Annotated in this window: 6 protein-coding genes (1 of these 6 running past the window's edge); all 6 read left to right on the top strand. The window is 71.3% G+C overall.

What is annotated here, in order from left to right; genetic code table 11:
* The first annotated feature begins 47 nt into the window (after nt 1-47).
* Nucleotides 48-677 carry a histidine phosphatase family protein gene (locus tag Q9R33_RS00340; RefSeq protein WP_310249972.1) on the top strand — a complete coding sequence of 210 codons (630 nt, stop codon included), beginning with the start codon at nt 48-50 and terminating at the stop codon, nt 675-677.
* Nucleotides 674-1,285, top strand: a complete 612-nt coding sequence (locus Q9R33_RS00335; protein WP_311292499.1) for a TlpA disulfide reductase family protein — start codon at nt 674-676, stop codon at nt 1,283-1,285. The genes Q9R33_RS00340 and Q9R33_RS00335 overlap by 4 nt, the downstream gene beginning before the upstream one ends.
* A complete protein-coding gene (locus Q9R33_RS00330; RefSeq protein ID WP_311292498.1) occupies nt 1,282-2,124 on the top strand; it encodes a cytochrome c biogenesis protein CcdA in 843 nt (280 codons plus the stop codon). Before Q9R33_RS00335 ends, Q9R33_RS00330 begins: the two co-directional genes overlap by 4 nt.
* Before the next feature lie 16 nt (nt 2,125-2,140).
* Nucleotides 2,141-3,853: a cytochrome c biogenesis protein ResB gene (locus tag Q9R33_RS00325; RefSeq protein ID WP_311292497.1), complete on the top strand. Its 1,713-nt coding sequence runs from the start codon at nt 2,141-2,143 to the stop codon at nt 3,851-3,853.
* Nucleotides 3,854-3,858: 5 nt separating this feature from the next.
* The gene (gene ccsB / locus Q9R33_RS00320) at nt 3,859-4,935 is read left to right on the top strand and encodes a c-type cytochrome biogenesis protein CcsB (RefSeq protein ID WP_056368865.1); all 1,077 of its coding nucleotides are present in this window, start codon (nt 3,859-3,861) and stop codon (nt 4,933-4,935) included.
* 260 nt (nt 4,936-5,195) lie between these two features.
* Nucleotides 5,196-21,063 carry the 5' portion of a hypothetical protein gene (locus Q9R33_RS00315; RefSeq protein ID WP_311292496.1) on the top strand. 13,046 nt of this gene lie beyond the right edge of the window, so 15,868 of the gene's 28,914 nt are visible here — the first part of the coding sequence; the start codon lies at nt 5,196-5,198; the stop codon falls past the right edge of the window.

The following is a 21,063-nucleotide window of genomic DNA, read 5'->3' as shown; positions in this document are numbered from 1 at the left end:
GAGAACGCTCAGCCGGTCCACAGAAGACCCCCACGTAGACTGGGCCGGTGCCCGCCGCCCGCCTTCATCTCGTGCGCCACGGGGAGGTCCACAACCCTGCCCGCGTGCTCTACGGGCGACTCCCCGGATACCGGCTGAGCGCCGGCGGCCGTCACATGGCCCGGCAGGCCGCCGAGTACATCAAGTCGCTCGAGCGTCCCGTGTCGGCGCTCGTGTGCTCCCCGCTCGAGCGCACGCAGGAGTCGGCCGAGCCGTTCACCGAGATCTTCGGCCTCCAGCCCGTCCTCGACGAGCGGGTCATCGAGCCGACCAACGTCTTCGAGGGCAAGCGCATGGCGCGGGCACTCGTCAATCCCTGGAACTGGCGGCACCTCAGCAAGCCGGCACTGCCGAGCTGGGGCGAGCCGTATGCCGACGTCGTGGGTCGTATGAACTCGGCCATGACGCACGCGTGGGATGCTGCGGATTCGGGCGACGTCGTCATCGTGTCGCACCAGCTCCCGATCTGGATCACCCACCTCGCGGTCGCCGGGCTCCCGCTCCGGCACGACCCTCGCGCGCGGCGCTGCGCGCTGTCGAGCGTGACGAGCTTCGAGATGGTCGACGGCACGTGGACCGAGACCGCCTACGCCGAGCCGGCGTCGACGGCCGGTGCGGTGGATGTGGGGGCGGTATGACTGAGCGGTTCCGGAAGGCGCGGGCAGCAGCATCCGCTCTCCTCGTCGTCGGGCTGATCGCCGGTCTCGCCGCGTGCACGAGTGACCCCCTCGCCGACCAGTACCGCTCTGGTGACAACAAGGGCTTCGTCGCGGCCGACGGCTTCCGCGTCGTCGAGATCCCGGCCGCCGATCGCACCGAACCCGTGGAGTTCGAGGGCGTGCTCGACACGGGCGGCACGACCTCGAGCGCGGATTATGCGGGCGACGTGCTCGTCGTGAACTTCTGGTACGCCGGCTGCGCGCCGTGCCGCGTCGAGGCTCCCGAGCTGGCCGCGGTCGACGCGGAGTTCCAGGACCAGGACGTCTCGTTCCTCGGGGTGAACCTGTACGACGGCGCCGCGGCATCGCAGGCGTTCGCCGAGAAGTACGGGGTGGAGTACCCCAGCGCCCTGGCGACCGAGGACGGCTCGATCAAGCTCGCCTTCGCGGGGGAGACCCCGCTCAACGCGGTGCCCGTCACGATCGTGCTCGACAAGCAGGGTCGCGTCGCCGCCCGCCTGGTCGGCCAGATCGAAGAGGCGTCGATCCTCGAGACCATCGTGCGCGACGCCCTGGAGGAGTCGTGAACCTCGGCGCCCTGGTCGCCGACGGGTCGCTCCTGATCGCCATCCCCATCGCGATCCTCGCCGGCGCCATCTCGTTCCTCTCGCCGTGCGTCCTGCCGCTGGTTCCGGGGTACCTCGGGTTCATCGGCGGCGCGGTCTCGCCGCGGCCGGCGCCGGTGGCGGTCGGAACGGATGCTCCACTCCAGCGTTCCGCGGACGCCCAGGGCGTCTCGTCTCGCTCGTCCCTCGCTCGCTCAACCAGCGGGGGTGATGACGCGCCCGCGCGCGGGCGCCTGGTGCTGGGCGTGCTGCTGTTCATCGCGGGGTTCACCGTGGTCTTCGTCAGCATGGCGATGCTCGGCGGCACCCTCGGCCGCTTCCTGCTCGAGTACCAGGACCTCATCACCCGCATCCTCGGCGTCGTCATCATCGCGATGGGGCTCGTCTTCATCGGGTGGTTCGGCATGGCCCAGCGCATCGCGCGGCCGCAGGTGAGGGGCAACCTCGGTCTGATCGGGGCGCCGCTCCTGGGCATCGCGCTCGGCATCGGGTGGGCGCCGTGCATCGGCCCGACCCTCGCCGTCATCCTGACGATGGCGTTCGACTCGGGCTCTGCCGCGCGTGCCGCGCTCCTGGGCGTGGCGTACTCGCTGGGGCTCGGCATCCCGTTCCTCCTCCTCACCCTGGGATTCGGGTGGGCGACGCGTTCCGTGTCGTTCCTGCGTCGCCACATCCGCGTCGTCAACCTCATCGGCGGCGCCGTGCTCATCGTTCTCGGCCTCCTCATGGTCACCGGCGTCTGGACCGCCGTGATGGCCCAGCTCCAGGGGGTGTTCGCCAGTGTCCCGGCCCCGCTCTGACGCTCCGGAAGGTTCTGTGACCGACGACGTGACCGACCCGCTGAGGCCCTCCGACCACGCGGACTCCGCGGCGCCCGACGTCACCCAGCCCGCTCTGGGCGTGGTCGGATGGCTGCGCTGGGGCTGGCGCCAGCTCACGTCGATGCGCACCGCGCTCGTGCTGCTGCTGCTGCTCGCGATCGCCGCCGTGCCCGGCTCGCTCGTGCCGCAGCGCAGCGCCGACCCCAACGGCGTGCGCCAGTACTTCGTCGACAACCCCGACCTCGCCCCGGTGCTCGACAACCTGAGCCTGTTCGACGTGTACACGTCGCCGTGGTTCTCGGCGATCTACATCCTGCTCTTCGTCTCGCTCGTCGGCTGCGTCATCCCGCGCACCAAGCACCACTACAAGGCCATGCGCGCGCAGCCGCCGCGCACGCCCGCGCGACTGGCGCGGCTCGACGCGCACCGCTCCGAGATCCTCGAGTACCCGGACGACACGGATGCTGCCGCCGCCGCGACGACCGCCATCGAGGCCGCCGAGCAGCAGCTGAAGAAGGCGGGGTACCGCGTCGCCCGCTACGACGGCGCGAAGTCGCTGTCGGTGTCGGCGGAGCGCGGGTACCTGCGCGAGACCGGCAACCTCGTGTTCCACGCCGCTCTGGTCGGCGTCCTGCTCGCGGTCGGCATCGGCGGCGGGTTCACGTACACCGGGCAGACGGTGATCATCGAGGGCCGCACCTGGGTCAACACGATGCTCGACTACACGTCGTTCAATCCCGGCCGGTTCGTCGACGAGGACGCCCTCCAGCCCTACGCGCTCACGCTCGACGAGTTCTCGCTCTCGTACGTCACCCCGGGCGCGCAGGGCGCGGGACAGGCCGGCGACTTCGTCGCGCACCTGACGACGCAGTTCCCGGACGCCGATGCCGAAGCGGGCGAGGTGCGCGTCAACCACCCGCTGCAGATCGCGGGCGACAAGGTGTACCTGATGGGCAACGGCTACGCGCCGACCATCACCATCCGGGACAGCGACGGCGACGTGGTCTTCTCGGAGTCTGTGCCGTTCCTGCCGCAGGACAACAACATGACCTCGCAGGGCGTCGTGAAGGTGCCGGACGGCCTCCGTGACCAGGTGGGCCTCGTGGGCTTCTTCTATCCCACCGCGCAGGAGCTCACGAACGGCGCCTACACCTCGGTGTACGGCGACCTCGAGTACCCGATGCTCACCTTCTGGGTCTACGCCGGCGACCTCGGCATCGACGGCGGCGTGCCGAAGTCGGTGTACACGCTCGACCCGAGCGAGATGACCCAGCTGGCCGGCGGCGATTCGGGCACCGATTCGCTCGAGCTCAAGCCCGGCGACACCGTCGACCTTCCGGACGGCCTCGGCACGATCACCTTCGAGAACGAGACACCGGACGCTGCCGGCTTCCAGGACTCGGTCAAGCGGTACGTGTCGCTGTCGATCCATCGCGACGCCGCGGCGACGTGGGTGCTGGTGTTCGCCGTGCTCGCGACAGCCGGCCTGCTCGCCGCGCTCTTCGTGCCGCGCCGGCGCATGTGGGTCAAAGCCACGCGGCAGGGCCACACCGTGCACCTCGAGTACGCCGGCCTCGCGCGCGGCGAGGACCCTGCGCTCGAGGGCGCGGTCGAGCAGTTCGCCCAGCGCCACCTCGCATGGCTCGCCGACCCCGCTTCGGCGGGCGAACGTCCCACGAAGCCCGAATCCACCCCCGACGTAGACTGAGAGCCATGCCCGACGCCTCCCCCCTCACCCTCGACTCGGTCTCGGTGCTGCTGGTCTGGACGGCCATCGCGATCTACGCCCTCGCGTTCATCGCGTACGCGGTCGACCTGGCCCGTCGTGGCGCGGTCGCCGTGGACGCCAAGGATGCTGCGGCCAAGACCGCGCGCGAGCGCGAACTCGTCGCCGCCGGTGGCGCCGGCGCAGGCTCGCGCGGCGGCATCGTCGAGCAGCTGCGGGCGCAGGAGACGGCGTCGGAGGCGGCGCTCAACGCCCCCGTCGGAAAGCGCGCACGGCTCGTCTGGGCCCGCATCGGCACCTCGCTGACGGTGCTCGGCTTCCTCTTCCACCTCGGTGGCGACGTCACCCGCGGCATCGCCGCGGGGCGCGTGCCGTGGTCGAACATGTACGAGTTCGCCCTCACCGGGACGCTTCTCATCGTCGCGGTGTACCTCGGTGTGCTTTTCCGCTACGACCTGCGATTCCTCGGCACATTCATCACGGGCCTCGTGGTGGTGCTACTCGGCGGCACGGCCATCTGGTTCTACACCGACATCGTGCCCCTCATGGACCCGCTGAAGTCGGTGTGGCTCGTCATCCACGTCTTCGTCGCCTCGCTCGCGACGGCGCTGTTCGCCCTCGCCTTCGGCCTCTCGGTGCTGCAGCTCATGCAGGCCCGGCGCGAGACGAAGATCGCGGCTCTCGCGACGGCCGAGGCCGCGGCATCCGGTACCGCCAAGACCGGCCCGGGCTTCCTCAAGACGCTCCCGAGCGCCGAGGCGCTCGAGTCGCTGGCCTACCGTTTCGCGATCCTCGGCTTCATCTTCTGGACCTTCACGCTCATCGCCGGATCCATCTGGGCCAACGACGCGTGGGGCCGCTACTGGGGCTTCGACACCAAGGAAGTCTGGACCTTCGTGATCTGGGTGCTCTACGCCGGCTACATCCACGCGCGGGCCACGCGCGGCTGGCGCGGCTCGCGCTCGGCGTGGCTGTCGATCATCGGTTTCACCGCCGTGATCTTCAACTTCACGATCGTCAACATGTTCTTCAAGGGCCTCCACGCCTACTCCGGTCTGAACTGAGCTGCTGTTCCGCGATGACATTCCGTCGACGGAATGTGCCGTCTGAGCAGGAATTCACGACACACCCTTGACGGAACTCGGTGGGCGGGTCTAGCTTTGCCGCTGTTCGGTCCGCCGTGCGTGTTGCCCTCGGGTGGGCGGGTGCGGAGAACCGGACAAGGGGTTCGATGCATGTGTCATCGCCGGGGTTCGGGGGAGCCGCGTAGCGGAACGAGTGCACCGGCGCGTTGTTGTCAGTTCGATCGAGCGACAGGCGCGTCATGGTTTGGGGTGAGGGGACGAAGCGCTCTCAGAGCGCAGCGTTCGGAGTGCTCGCGTATGCGACGGCGATCGCCGTCGCCGTGAGCATTGCGATCCCCTTCGGCACGCCCGCGAACGCCGCCGCCGCGACGGTCACCATCGCGAGCGAGTCCGCCCCGACGCCGGCATCCGCACCCGCCGCACCGGAGCTCTCGGTGAGCGGCGGGCAAGCGGCACCAGCGTCCGGCGAGATGGTCGGGCAACCGGCCGCACTCGACGTGCGGCCCTTCGAGGTGACGGACGGCGCGCCGACGGAGCCCGCGCCGGCCGAGGCGACGACGCCCGCCGAGCCCGCGCCCGCGCCGGAGCCGGCTGCTCCCGCGCCGGATCCTGAGCCCGCGCCTGCGCCCGATCCCGCCCCGGCGGTCGATCCCGCGCCGGCCCCGGTCGAGCCCACGGTCGTCGACCCGGCACCGTCTGCTCCCGCCCCCGCTGACCCCGCGCCCGCGGCCCCGGCCGAGCCTGCTCCGGCGGCCCCCGCGGCGCCCGCCCCGTGGGTGGTCACGATGTCGGGCACCTCGTCGTTCCTGGTCTTCCACGGCGACGGCACCGTGACGTTCGAGGGCGTGACACGGGCGCTCTCCGAGATCTCCGTGATCCGCGTCACCGGCACGTCCGGTGACGACACCTTCACGATCGACTTCGGCGGGACCGATCCCGCGATCACGATCGGGTTCGACGGAGCTGCCGGATTCGACACGCTCGCCACCGGTGGCGCGGGCGGCTTCACCTCGCAGCCGACGGACGGCTCAAGCGGCGTGATGCTGTTCGGTTCGACCCGCGTCGAGTACGCCGGCATCGAGCCCATCGTCGCCGACAACGACCCCGGCGCCGGTGTCGGCTTCGCCCTCGCCGACGACAAGGACGACGAGGCGATCCTCGAGGCGGGCCCGTCGGCAGGCCAGCTGCAGCTGCGCAGCGCCAACGGCACCTTCGAGACCACGACGTTCACCGCGCCGGTCGGCACGGGCACCGTGCTGAAGATCACCGGCGGCGGAGGACGTGACTCGCTCACCATCGCCGACGTGCTGAACCTCGGGTTGGCCGCGTTCCTCGCGGAGTTCGAGACGATCACCGTCACCGGCTCGCTGAGCGCGGGTGACATCACGCTGACCGCGGCCGAGAGCAACACCGACGGCATCCCGGTGAACGTCCCCGACTGCACGGACTTCGACGACTTCAGCCTCACGGAGTGCCTCGACCACGACGCCGATGCATCGGTGATCGTGGACGGCGGGTCGCTCACCGCGACCGGTGATGGCGGGGCGGCCACCGGCGGCATCACCCTGACAGCCACGGCCACCGTCGTGCCCGACGCGACCGCCGGCAGCGCCTACCTCGTGCTCGCCGATGCCGACGCCGTCGTGGACGTGCGCGGCGGCGCGACGATCACGGCGACCGGCGACTTCACGGCGACGGCCACGTCGACCGTCGGACCCGTCACCCTCATCAAGGACTACGGCGACGCCGCGTTCGTCACCTCGAACGCGTCCGCCACCGTCGGCGGCGACGCGGTCGTCGACGTCGACGGGGCGGCGACGATCTCGGCCACCTCGACGGTGGACGTCGGAGCGACGCCCCAGACCGATCCGTCGAAGGACGAGGACCCGCTGTCGAGCGACTTCGATGCGGCGGTCGCGATCCTGAGCGTCACGGCGATCGCCCTCGGGAAGGTCACGGGGAACGCGCGCATGATCGTCGGGGGAGCGCTCGGGATCGCGGCCGCGAACAGCGCCACGCTCAACGCCGTCGGCGACGCGCACGAGGCATCGAGCGGCGCAGGTGTCGCGATCGCGCACCTGTCGCAGACCACCGACGCCGCCATCGACTCGACCAACACGACCGGCTCGACGGCGGGGTCCCTGGCGATCCTCGCGTCGCAGACGGCCGACGTGACCGCCACCGCGAAGGCGAGCCCCGGCGGCGCGTCGCAGAACAACAAGAACTCGAACGGCGCCGGACGCGGCAACGGCCAGGCGAGCACCAGCGACGGGGGCATCGGCATCTCCGGCGCGTTCGGCATGGCGCTCACCGACTCGCACACCACCGGCCGGATCGTCGGCGCCAAGGTCGTGACGACCGGCACGCAGAAGGTCACGGCGCGGGGGAAGAACACCATCGCCGTCACCGGCGACGGCGGCACCACCACGGGCAGCGGCGGCGCGAGCGGCAACGGCGTCGGGATCGGCATCGCCCTCCTGATCACCGACCTCTCGACCCGGGCCTTCGTCCAGGGCGGCGCGATCGATGCCGCCGGCGGCCTCACGATCGCCGCCGAGGGCCCCGACGCCGGGCACTCGTCGTTCACCGCCACCGCCGTCTCGGGCAAGAAGACCTCGGGCGGCTCGATCGCCGTGGCAGGATCCTTCGCCCTGGCCAAGATCGACGCGCTGACCTCGGCCACGATCGACGGCGCCGGCTCCTTCGCGAACCGGGCCGTGGCCATCACCGCTCGCGGCGCGCACAAGAGCACCGCGAAGGCGACGGCCAAGCAGGAGCTCGGCGGCGACAACGGCAGCGCCGTCGGAGCCGGGGCCTCCGTCGCGCTGAGCCTCGTCCGCGACGACATCGTGGCGGCGATCGGCGCGGGCGCCGCGCCCTCCGGCATCGGCGTCCTGACGATGAACGCGACCGGCGCAGACGACGCCACCACGACGACCGTCGGAGGATCCGACGGCGGCACCAGCGCGACCCTGACCGGCGTCGCGAGCATCGCGATCCACAACGTCCGCACGTTCGCCGGGGTCCTCGCGGGGCCGGCTCTCACGCTCGGATCGCTGGCCGCCACCGCCACCCAGACCGCCAAGGCGACGACGAGCGCCACCGGCGCGACGAACGCGGGCGCAGGATCGTCGCTGGCCATGACCATCTCGTTCGCTCTGACGTCCGCAGATCACGAGGTCGAGGCATCCGTCGCCCGTGCCGTCACCGCGACCGGCGACGTCGGTCTCACCGCCGACGGCACGTCCACGACGGCCACGGCCGCCGAAGCGAGCGCCACCGGCGCGCCCGCCGAGAACCAGGGCGGCGGCAGCGCCGGCAGCGACAACGTCAACACGAAGTCCGACGCGAAGCTCGGCAACGCCGCGGGCCGCACCAGCGGTGGCGCGGGCGGCGGCTCGACCACGCCGCAGGCGAAGAACGAGGACGGCACCAGCGTGAGCGTCGCCGCCGCGATCGCGTTCAACCTCGTCACCTCGGCGGCGCGCGCCATGCTGCTGCCGGGCGCGTCTCTCGCCACCGGCGGGACGGTCAGCTTCGTGGCTCGGGCCGACACCGATGCGTCGGCCTCGGCCAAGGGCACGGCGACCAACTCGTCGACCGTCGGCATCGGCGCCGCGGTCGCGGTCAACAAGGTCACGATCGCCACCGAAGCCGGCGTGGGCGTCGGCGCGGGCGTGCAGGCGTCGGGTCTCACGATCACGGCTCAGATGAAGGACGCGGGAACCCACACCACGCTGGCGGTCGCCGAAGCGGGTGCCTCGCACACCGACGGCACGCTCGGCGTGGCCGCGGCCTTCGCCCTCAACATCGTCAACGAGAGCACGCGCGCTGTCCTCGACGCCGACGGCTCGAACTCGCCCTTCCCGGGGCCTGGGCAGATCCCGGGCGTCGTCATCACGGGCGGCGGCGCGGTGTCGATCAGCGCCGGGTCGAAGTCGAACGACAAGGCCTCCGCGAAGGCCACGCAGTCCGGGGACGGCACCGTCGGCATCGGCGCCGCCGTCGCCCTGAACCTGCCGACCCACCTGGTGTACGCGGGCATCAGCCAGGCCGCCGACCCGACCCGCGGCCCCCCGCTCACCGGAGCAGGCGCCGTCAGCCTCACCGCCACGCACGATGTCGTGCTCACCACCGAAGCCGAGGCCGGCGCAGCCTCCGCCACGGTCAGCGTGACCCCCTCGGTCGCCATCCTCCTCGCGGTCATCCGCACCAGCGCCTCGGTCGGCAAAGGCTCCGCTCCGCTCAGCGCGTCGAGCATCACCGCCTCCGCCACCCAGACCGTCACCGCCGACACCACGGCGAAGGGTTCGACGGTCGCCGGCAGCACCGCCGGCATCGGCATCTCGCTCGCCCTCGCCATCCTCGACGACGTCTCGTCCACCTCGGGCAGCGACCGCAGCCTCACCACCACCGGCGCGGTCTCGTTCACCGCGACCCAGCGCATCGACGCCAAGACCACCGCGAAGGCCGCAGCCCAGGGTGCCAAGCCCTCGGAGGGCAAGGACTCCGGCGGCAAGGACGTCAACGAGAAGGCCGACGACAACCTCGGCAACGCGAAGTCCACGAAGTCCGCCAACGGCGGCGGCAGCACCTCCACGACGCAGACGCCGAAGGCGGCGACCGGTCAGAACTCCAGCGGCTCCTCGAGCGGCAACTCGGTGTCGATCGCCGGCGCGATCGCCATCGCCGTCGTCTCGGGATCGGTGACGGCGCGGTTCGCCGACGGCATCGCCGTCGCGGCAGGCGGAGCGGTGTCGCTCATCGCCCGCGGCGACACCGACTCGCTCGCCGATGCACGCGGCGACACCGCGACGAAGGGCTCCGTGGGTGTCGGGGCCGGCGTCGCCGTGCAGGCCGTCGACATCACGGTCCGTGCCACGACGGGGGCATCGGCGATCACGGCGACCGGGCTCACCGTGATCGCCGAGATGCTCGACGGCGACACCGACGACGTCGTGCGCCGCTGGAACGACGTCGCGAAGCGCTGGGAGACCGTCGAATCCGGCGAGCAGCTGCCGGGCCCGAGCGAGGGCGATCTGATCTTCGTCAAGACGAACGCCGACGGTGACGACGCGTCGGGCGGCGACGACGGGCTGTACAAGTACTCCGGCGGCAGCTGGAGCATGGAGACCGACGTCAGCCTCACCGGCACCGTCGACGCGCTGCCCGCCTCGGTCGTCAACGGCAACTGGTATGTCCTCGACGCCGAGAAGGACGGCCACCCGGCCGGCAGCGTCTGGAAGGGCGAGGGCGGCGCATGGGTGTTCGTCACGAAGAACACCGTGGTCGAGAAGTCGCAGCTGCCGACCGACCAGATCGCCGAAGACACCTGGTTCGAGCTCACGAAGGCCGACGGCGCGAACACGGTGGGCTTCTACAAGCGCAACGGCAGCCACGCCTGGGTGAAGCAGAACGGCGTCACCGTCGGCGACGGCGACACGCTGCCGACGAGCCCCGCCGCCGACCAGCTGTTCCGGCTGTTCGAGCACGAGATCGTGTCGACCGCGCGCGCCGGAGCGAGCAAGTCCACGAGCGTCGGCGTCGCCGGCGCCCTCGCGATCAACGTCCTGAGCAGCACCATCGAAGCGCTGGTGCCGGCCGGAGCCGTCGTCACGCTCTCGTCCGGAGCATCCGTCATCCGCGCCCAGAGCAACGAGCGCGACGCGGCCACCGCCACCAGCAAGGCGAAGGTGGGTTCGGCGACGGGCGTCGGCGCCTCGTTCGCGCTGCAGGTCATCGACGGCAGCGACGTGACCGCCCGCATCTCGGGCGGCTTCAGCGGGGGCGGTGCACTCACCGTCTCGGCCGCCGGGTTCCGCGACCTCGCGACCAAGGCCGAGGGCGGCACCGCGGGCGATACGGCGGTCACGCCCGTGGTCGCCCTCGTGATCAGCGTGGACGACCACGTGACCGCGCGCATCGCCGGCGGCGCCGCGACGGTGCAGACCGGCGCGGTCGTCGTGCGGGCAACGCACGTGACGTGGATCGCGACGGAGGGCAACGCGGATGCGGCGGGCAAGAGCACCGCGGTCGGCGCCACCGTCGTCGTCAACGCGGTCGTCGGATGGGACACGCTCGCCGAGATCGCCCGGAACGTGCAGGGGACCGCGGTCACCGTCGAAGGGCTGTCGGAGGTGCGGTCCGAGGCGAAGGCCGTCGCGAGCGCGAAGGGCGCCGAAAGCGGGGGCAAGTCGGGCGACGACGAGTCGAAGGATGCCGTCGGCGGCTCGAACCCGAACACGCAGGGCACCAAGAGCGACACGAACTCGATGCCGACCTCCAACGGGGGCACGAACGGCTCGAACGGCGCGTCCGGCGCGAACGGCCAGTCCTCGAGTCAGTCCGGCACCGGCAGCGGGTCGACGCAGGTCGGCGCGGCCGTCGCGGTGAACTGGGTCGTGGCGACGAGCACGGCGCGCATCGCCGCGAACGTGACCGTGACGGCGCTGAGCGGCGCGGTCACGGTGCAGAGCCTCCTCGCCGCGAACGCGCGGGCTCTCGCGATGGGATCGGCCATCGACCTGCAGTCCAGCGGCATGCGGGTGGGCGCTGCCATCAGCCTGAACGTGCAGGACATCACGACGCGCGCCGAGATCGGCACCGATGCCACGGTCAGCGGCAACGGCGGCGTGATCGTCCGCGCCTCGACCCCGCTCGTGTCGAACGCGCCGTCGCGCGACGATTTCGTCGCCTGGGCCTTCGCAGCCGGAGGCGGCCAGAGCACGTCGTTCGCCGGCAGCGCGGCGGTGCAGATCCTCCTGCTCACGACCGAGGCGAAGGTGGGCGCGGGCGCGACCCTCCAGGCGGCGAACGGGGCGATCACCGTCTTCGCCGGCCAGCGCTTCGGGTTCCAGAACCTCGCGATCGCGGGTGCGCTCTCCACCGACAGCGGTGCCGCCATCGGCGGGGCGTTCTCGGTCAACTACTTCGAGATCACCACGACCGCGGCGATCGAGTCGGGCACCGCGGCCGGCTCCGTCACGACGACCAACGCCGCGGGCGCGACATCCGTGTCGGCCACCTCCACGATCGAGCCGCTGGTCCCTGAGGTGCCGAAGCCGCTCGCCGGCAAGATCGACTGGCTGAAACTGTCGTCGGTCGCGATCGCCGGCGGTGCGAGCAGCGGCGGAGCGGCCGTCACCGGCGCGTTCATCGTCGACATCTTCGACATCGACACCCGCGCCTGGATCGGCGACGGCGCGCAGGTGAACCAGACGATCGCGGGCGGCGCCGGTCAGTCGGTGACGGTGCGCGCCGAGGACTCGCTCGACGTCGTCGACGTCGGCGGCACGCTGGCGCTCAGCCAGAGCTCGGCGAGCGTCGGCATCACCGTCGTCGTCGTGGTCGCCAACTCCAACGTGCGGGCGTGGATCGGGTCCTCCGCCGATGTCGACGCCGGTGGATCGGTGACCGTCGAGGCGAAGGGCACGGAGGACTGGTTCCTCCTCGCGATCGCCGGCGGCGTGAGCCTCAATTCCGTCGCCGTGACCGGCGCGGTCATCGTCTTCGTCTTCGACCAGGGCGGCTCCGACCCGAAGGTACGTGCCCACATCGGCGCGAACAGCACCGTCCACGCGACGGGCGCTGTGACCGTGGCCGCGAGCCGCGAGATGGAGGCCGACGTCGCGGCGGGCAACCTCGCGATCGGCGGCGGCTCCGCGGGCGTCGGAGCATCGGCCGTCGTCGTGGTGCGCGGCAGCACCGTGGAGGCGGAAGTGGGCGCGGGCGCCGACGTCCAGGCGGGCGACGCGGGACTCACGGTCTCGGCCACCCAGTCCGCGGACCTGCTGCTCCTCGCAGTCGGCGGCTCGGGCGGCGGCACGGCGGGCGTCGCGGGCTCCGTCGTCGTCAACACGACGACGGACGTGACGAAGGCGAGCCTCCTCGGCAGCGTGAGCCAGCCCACGACGAACGTGGCAGTGAAGGCGCAGGACGACACGACGATCCTGTCGCTCGCGGGGCAGCTCACCTACGGCGGCACCGCCGGCGTGGGCGCGGGCGTCGACGTCGAGGTGCTGAACAAGACGACCGAGGCCTGGATCGGGAAGGATGCCGTGGTCCGGGGCTCCGGCAACCTCACGGTCGACGCCATCTCGACCGAGGGGATCGACTCGATCTCGGTCGGCGGCGGCTTCGGCGGCACCGCGGCGGTCAACGTCAACGCCGGTGTCTCCGTCATCAACATCACGACCCGCGCGTACGTGCAGGACGGCACGTCGGCCTCCGACCGCGCAGACCTCGAGGTGTCGGGGAGCGTCCGGGTCGCAGCATCCGATCGCCTCCGTCTCAACGTCATCGCGGGCAACATCTCGGGCGGCGGCACCGCGGCGGTCGGCGCCGCGGTCGCCGTTCCCGTCGTCACCAAGAGCACGCGGTCGTTCATCGGGGCGTTCTCCCGCGTGATCGGCCTCGGCAACGGCTCGGCGCTCGACGTCGTCACGGGCGGGTACACCGTCACGACGCAGGACACGCGTTTCGACCCGTCGGTCGCCCTCGAAGGCGGCGGGGTCATCAACCTCGGCTTCGCGCACGGCTTCCACAACGGCGACGAGGTCATCTACGACTCGGGCTACGGTGCGAACATCGCGGGACTCGACGACACCCCGGGCGACGAGGTCACGCCGCAGCAGGTGTACTACGTCGAGGTCGTCGACGCGTTCCGCGTCAAGCTGCACCACCAGCAGAACCTGCAGGACGCGGCGATCGGCGTCTCGGGCGGCACGGGCGAGAGCCACCGCCTCATCCCGACCGACCAGGCAGGCGTCCGCAAGGACGACTCGCTCCGCTTCAACCCGCTGAAGCCCGGCGCGATCGGCGCGGGCGGGCTCATCACGCTCCCGTACGATCACGGCTTCAGCGACGGCGACACCGTCGTCTACAGCTCGGGCGGCGGCCTGCCGATCTCGGGCCTCATCGACGGCGGAACGTACTACGCCGAGACGAGCGGTCTCGCCGCGAATCAGCTGAAGCTGCGGAACAAGCCCGAAGACAAGGGCGGCGTGATCCTCACCGGACTCGGCACCGTGAACACGACGGGTCGCGGGCACAGCATCGTGAAGAGCGGCGTCACCCCCGGCGGCGACGCGAGCGCCTACGGGCCGCGGGTCGTCGAGCTGTCGACCGACACCTTCCGCGGCGTCGCGGTCACCGCGAGCAGCAGCGACGACATCGCCGTCGTCGGCATCTCGGCCGGAGTCGCCGGCACCGCGGCGGTCAACCTCGCCGGTGCGGTGAACGTCGACAACGTCCACACCTACGCATGGATCGGCGACAGCGCGCGCGTCAACTGCAACGCGGACTGCAGTGCGGCGACGGCCGGATCGAGCACCGCGCAGAGCGTGCTCGTCGCGGCGGCGAGCCAGTTCTACCACCTGGGCATCGCCGGGGCGCTGTCGATCGCGGGCAGCGCCGCGGTGGCCATCCCCGTCGGCGTCCGCGTCGTCAACCTCAACACCCGGGCCCACGTCGGCAGCGGTGCGATCGTCCGGGCGCGCGGCGACATCGCCGTGACCGCGCGGGCGAAGGACGCCGTCGTCTCGGTCGTGGTCGGCGCCGGCGGCGGCACGGTGGGCGTCGCGGCCACGGTCGCCGTCTCGATCCTCAACACCAAGACGTACGCCTGCACGGGCACGCCTGCGGGCGACGCCGCGACCTGCACCTCCGGCGGAGCGACGCTGCGCGCCGGCAACAACGTGCTCGTCCTCGCGAGCGACGACACGAAGGCGATCCTCATCACCGCCGCCATCGCGGGCGGAGTGGTCGGTGTCGGAGCAGCCGTCGGCATCGCGCTGCTCACGAAGGACACGCAGGCCTCTCTCGGCGCAGGATCGGTGGTGGATGCCGCGGCCACGGGCGCAGGGCTCCCCGATGTGTACGCGGGCACGATCACGGGCGACCGCTTCGACCGCTACGGCGTCGGCACCCCGTTCCACGGCGTCGCCATCCAGGCGTCCAGCTCGGAGGATGTCTTCGGGCTCGTGCCGGCGATCGGCGGCGGGTTCGTCGGCGTCGCGGGCGGCATCGCCGTCACGCTGCTCCGCGTCACCACCAAGGCGTTCATCGCGGCCGGCAGCCTCGTGAACACGCTCGCCGGAGCCTCCGCCGCGCAGTCGGTGAACGTGTCGGCGGTCGACCGCTTCAAGTCCCTGACGATCGCCGGCGGCGCGGCGGGCGGATTCGTCGGCGTGGCGGGCGGCATCGACATCGGCATCGCCGACACGAGCGTGCAGGCGGCGATCGGCACCGGCGCCACGGTGCAGGCGAACGACGACGTCGAGGTCTTCGCGCTGTCGGTGAAGGACGTCAGCTCGATCGCGGTGAGCATCGCGGGCGGCGCCGTGGGCCTCGCGATCTCGCTGTCGATCTGGGCGATCGGCGTGCAGCAGTCGGGCACCTACCACCAGGCCGACGGCGGCCGGTTCCGGGGCGACTACAGCTCGACGGTCGCGAACGACGCCGACCTGTTCTACCTCAAGGGCGACGTCGTCACCCACGGCGGCAAGCGCTGGGCGGCGACGATCGACCACGCGAACGACACCCCCGGCACCAGCGGCGAGTGGGAGGGCGAGACGGATGCTGCGCCCACCGCGAAGGACAACACCGACGAAGCCGACTCCATCGCCAAGGGCGACGGCGGCTACAAGGACGCGCTCAACGGCACCACCAGCACGCGGACCTTCACCGTGTGGAGCAACGCGGTCTCGTACGACAAGGACGACGCGAGCTCGTACGTGACCTTCAACGGGCACAAGTACCGTCCCACCGGGAACTCCACGACCGTGGGCGCCTCGCCCGAGGCCAAGCCGTCGGAGTGGGTCATGATCGACGGCGAGGAGAAGACGAACTCGCGCGTCGGCGCCGCCATGGCAGGCGCCTCGTCGGGCATCGCGGGTGCCGCTCCGACCACGGGACTCACCGCCGAAGCCCTCGCGATCCCGCCGGCCGGCGGGACGACGGCATCCATCGACGGCATCATCAGCGCGGGCCGGTCGGTGCGCGTGTGGGCGATCGACGACCTCGAGATCCTCGGCATCGCGGGTGCGATCGGCGGCGGCTTCGTCGGCGGCGGCGGATCGGTGCTGGTGCTGAACATCCGCAGCAACACCGAGGCATCCGTCGGCCGGAACGCCCAGATCACGGCGGGCGGGGGCGGGTCCGACGAGATCAGCGTGCGCGCGGTCATGACCGAGCACGGACTCGGCTTCGGCCTCGCCGCAGGCGGCGGCTTCGTGGGCATCGGCGGTCAGGTGACCGTGATCAAGGACACCAGCCGGCAGTTCGCACACATCGACTCCGGGGCGCAGCTGCGCCGGGCCGGAGGCCGGGTGCTGCTCGAGTCCGTCGCGAACCGCTCGCTCGAGGTCTACTCGATCGGTGTCGCAGTCGGTGCAGGAGCCGTCGGGTTCGCCATCGCGTACGTCAGCGTCGACGGCGACAACCGCGCGGTGAGCGGCTACGACCCGGCGACGGCCCTCGAGAACGGCACCGTGGCGGTCGGGGCAGGCGGCGTGGTCGGAAAGTACGAGGCGAAGGTCACCGACAACGTGACGGTGACGGCACTCGGCATCTCGCTGGCGGGCGGCGCGATCGGCATCGGCGGCGTGCTCACCTTCGTCGAACTGGGCGGCACGGCGCGCGCATCGGCGGCGCCCGTCGGCACGATCGGCGCGGGCGGCGTCTCGGTCACGGCCGACGGCACCCGGACGGTCGGCGTCACGACGCTGAACGTCACGGTCGGCGCCTTCGCGCTCGGCGTGACGGTGGCGCGCGCGAACTCCTCGCGACACCTCGAATCGGCGCTGCGCGGGAACACCACGACGACCGGGCAGGTGACGGTCCGCGCGACCGCCGACAACGAGGCGAGCGTGACGGCGCCCGCGGGCGGTGGCGGAGGCGTCAGCGTCCAGATCCAGGTCGTGTTCGCGGTGCTGTCGGGTCACACCCTCGCCGAGGTCGCCGGGAGCGTCACGAACGCGTCGGGCATCACCGTCGAGGCGGATGCCGAGAACCGGGCCACCTCCGACACCTTCATGGGCGGGATCGCCCTCATCGGACTCGCCGGCGCGTGGGCGAGCGTCGAGGTCACGTCCGGTGCGTGGGTGCGTGCGACCGTGGCCAGCGGCACGCTGAACTCCACCGGCATCATCGCGGTGACCGCGAAGACGCACGGCGACGGCAGCTTCGCGAAGGCGGTCGTCGACGCGATCTCGGGCGGACTCATCGACCTCAAGGCCATGATCGCGATCGCCGAGGTCGACAACGAGGTCGCCGCGACCATGAACGGCGCCGTCACCGGGGCGACGGCGGTGCGGGTGCGCGCGACCGCCGGCAGTACCGCCGAGGCACGCGTGCTGACCGCGGCCATCGCGCTGGTGAGCCTCGCGATCGGCGCGGCCTACGCGCACGTGAGCGGCGAGACGTTCGCCCGCGGTGCGGGCTCGCTCGGTGCGAGCGGCGCGGACTACGACTTCACCGCGACGTCCACGAACCGCGCCACGGCGTTCTCGAACGTCATCACGGGCGGCTTCCTCGGTGGGGTCGCCGTGTCGGCGCCCGTCGCCGAGATCGGTGCGCAGACCGGGGCGGACTGGAGCGGCACCGTCACCTCGGGTCACGACCTCACCGTCGAGGCGGACGCCGACAACGAGGCCACCGCGACGGCCAAGGTGCTGTCGACGGGCATCATCGGGGTCTCGGGTGCCGAGGGCAAGGCGACGATCACCGCCGCCACCGTCACGTCCGCGGTCATCGGCGATCCTGCCGAGATCTCGGGCCTCAGCGGCAAGCTCCTCCTCGACGCCCACGCCGACAACGACGCGACCGCGATCGCCGGCGGCAAGGGCATCGGTGCCGTGAGCATCGGGGTGATGTTCCCGAACGCCTCCAGCTTCGCCGTCACGAAGGCGCAGCTGATCGGTGATGTCGGCACGACAGCTGTCGATCCGGCCGTCGGCACCGTGGGTATCGCCGGAGCGGGTTCGATCGAGGTCAGGGCCATCGGGCAGGACTCGACCACGGCCAGCGTCGACAGCCTCAGCATCGGGCTTCTCGCGGTCTCGGCCTCCTCCGCCGATGCGACGACGAAGTCCGAGGTGCGCGCCACGATCGGCGGCGGCGAGGTCACGGCCTCCGGCGACGTGACGGTGCTCGCACAGTCGCTGGCCGACGCCGACTCCTACGCCGACGCGACCTCCGGCGGCCTCATCGACATCCAGGCCGGGTTCACGGCCGAGTCCACGTCCGAACCGAAGGTCTACGCCCTCGTCACGGGCGGGTTCGTGCAGGCCGGGGGACTCCTGTCGCTGACGGGCCTGCACGGCGTCGCACCCGGCACCGTCTCCGACGGCACGATCCTCGCGATCAACTGCAACGGCGCCGACACCATCTGCTTCGCGCTCCCGCACGGGGTGCAGACGGGCGCCAACGTCAGCTACTCCGCCCCGGCCACCGGCATCCCGCAGATCGACAACGGGACGCTTCCGAACCCGAATGCGATCGGCGGACTCGGCGACGGTCGCACGTACGGCGTGATCAAGGTCGACGACACGACCATCCGCCTCGGCGAAGCGCTCGACTTCAACGACCCCGACACCGGCGCGGACGTGAGCGTCGAGGTGGCGACGGGCAGCATCTTCTTCCCGCAGGGCCACAACTTCCGCACCGGCGACAAGGTGGTCTACGACTGCAACGGCTCGGGCGCCATGGGCACGCTGCCCGCTGCGGGTCTCGTCTGCGGCCTGTCGTACTGGATCTTCGCGATCGACGACAACCGCATCCGGCTGTCCACGAGCCAGCTCGACGACGACGGCAACGTCGTCGTGAGCTTCACGACCGTGACCAGCCCCACCGAGATCGCGGTGGCGAACTCGGCGGGACTCGACGGGCGCGCGGTCGTCTACGCGGCACCGGCGACAGTCGACTTCAAGAACACGCTCATCGACATCGACACGAACGGCTCGGGACAGCTGGTCACGAACGGGGACGGCCAGATCGTGCGCGACGGCTCGTGGAACACCATCTACGCGCCGAGCCACGGCTGGTCGACCGGCGACGCGGTGAAGTACTCGGTCACGAACGGTCCCGCGATCACGGGCCTGAACGACGGCCAGACGTACTACGTCTACCTCGGCGACCCGGACGGCCTGTTCGGCGTCTCGGCGGCCGGGCCTCATATGCTCCGCCTCGCGCTGAACCCGTGCCGCGCCGGTATCGGCACGTACAACACGACTCCCGGCGACGGCGGCGTGGGCAACTCGTGCGCCGGCGTCATCCAGGTCATCTCGCTGTCGACGGTGCTGAACATCAGCGACCCGAACTACTTCCCCTCGATCCTCGCCAACCACTCGCTGCGTCGCGTCGGGTACGAGCCGATCGGCCTCGTCGAAGGCAACATGTACTTCATCGACGTCGTCGACGGCACGCACATCCGGCTGCTGGATGCCGCGGGCAACGTCGTCGGCGGTCTCATCGACAAGCTCGGCACCCACTACCTGATCGACCAGGGCATCGCGGTGACCAGCGGCGCGGCGGGCACGCAGCGGCTCTACATCGACCTCGATGCCGGCGGACTGCCCCCCGCCACACCGCACGTGCTGATCGGCGTCGGCGGCCCGGGCAGCCAGGTCGGCCCGTCGGAGAACGGCATCGTGAGCGCCACGTCGACCGGCGTCGGCGGCGGCCTGTTCCGCTTCAGCGACGTGTACTCGGAGGCGACGGTCAAGCCCACCGTGTCGGTCGAGGTGCAGGGCGGCACGCTCCGCGGCAAGGGCGTCCTCGTCGACGGTCGCTCGTACGCGCAGGTCGCCGTGAGCTCGGTGGGCAAGGGCGGCGGCTTCCTCGGATTCGGCGCATCGAACGCCATCGCCGATCTCGTCAACACCGTGCAGACGAAGGTCGCCGACGGCGCCTCGATCTTCGCGAGCGGCGACATCCAGATCACGGCCTTCGGCGAGAGCCGCGCGAACGGCGAGGCCGTCAACCGCACCGGCGGCCTCATCGCCGGCGCAGACACCGACGTCGACCTCGAGATCGGCTACGACATCGATGTCGAGGTCGCCGGCGACCTCTTCGCGAACCGCACGATCCTCCTCGACGCGGCGGCGGCCTTCCTCGGCAACGCCCGGGCCTCCTCCGGGTCGGGCGGTCTCGGAACGAACTCCGACGCCAATGACGACGACCAGCAGGGCGTCGGCATCGGCCGCGAGCACGCGGCATCCGTCGCCACCACCCTCACCGGCACCGCGAGCGTGCGGGGTGCGCTGGTGCAGTACTCGGCGGGCAGCGGCGTGCGCTGGAGCGTCGACTTCGCCGGCGACACGGGCGCCCGTGTCGAGCACGACGAGCTCGCGCGCGGGTTCGCGCGGTCCGACTCCGACGCGTACGCGCTGGGCGCGGATTCGGATGCCGGCGCTTATGTCCACGTCAACGACAGCGTCACCACGACCATCGCGAACGGGTCGGTGTCGGAGGGCGAGGAGGTCCGGCTGCGCGCCGTGCACAAGAACCTCGACCTGCAGGCGATCGCCAACTCCAACTGCGGCTGCGGCGGCGGCGACACGGATGCCCGGGCGCACGTGACCTTCCTCGGCGACTCGCTCATCCGCGGCGTGGACGAGTCGATCGTGCGCACGAGCGAGCTCGTCGTCTCGTCGCTGACGAGCTTCGACCGGCTGTACGCCTACGCGCACCGCTCCGGCGGCCTGTTCGACGTGGGCGGCTCGGACGCGGACGTGAACTACCAGCCCCGCCGCGACATCCTGTGGGAGTCGACCGTCTTCCTGCTCGGGGAGCCGAACCCCGTGCTCGTCGTCGACTCGTCCGGCAAGATCATCGCCAAGTCGGGCAACGTCGTCGTGCGCTCGACGCAGTTCGGAGCGCCCCTCGGCATCGGCGACACGATCTCCGGCGACACGATCTGGATCGACCCGATCCTGTACGACGAGAAGCCGGCTGCGCTCTTCGAGGCCAACGACGCCGGCGGCAGCTGCGACGGCGACTGCAGCGGACTCATCCACGGCACGGCCGGCATGTTCTACATGCAGCAGACCTGGAACTCGGTGCTCATCCGCAACAGCTCCGACAAGGCCATCTTCATCAAGGGCACGG

Source organism: Microbacterium sp. PRC9, from assembly GCF_031844125.1.
Lineage (GTDB): Bacteria > Actinomycetota > Actinomycetes > Actinomycetales > Microbacteriaceae > Microbacterium.
Note: the sequence above shows the minus strand (reverse complement) of the source record. Positions and strands in the feature narration are given on the sequence as shown.

Excerpts from the sequence above, each read along its gene's own strand:
- Q9R33_RS00335 (WP_311292499.1), top strand. The coding sequence starts at position 674 with ATGACTGAGCGGTTCCGGAAGGCGCGGGCAGCAGCATCCGCTCTCCTC.
- ccsB (WP_056368865.1), top strand. The coding sequence starts at position 3,859 with ATGCCCGACGCCTCCCCCCTCACCCTCGACTCGGTCTCGGTGCTGCTG.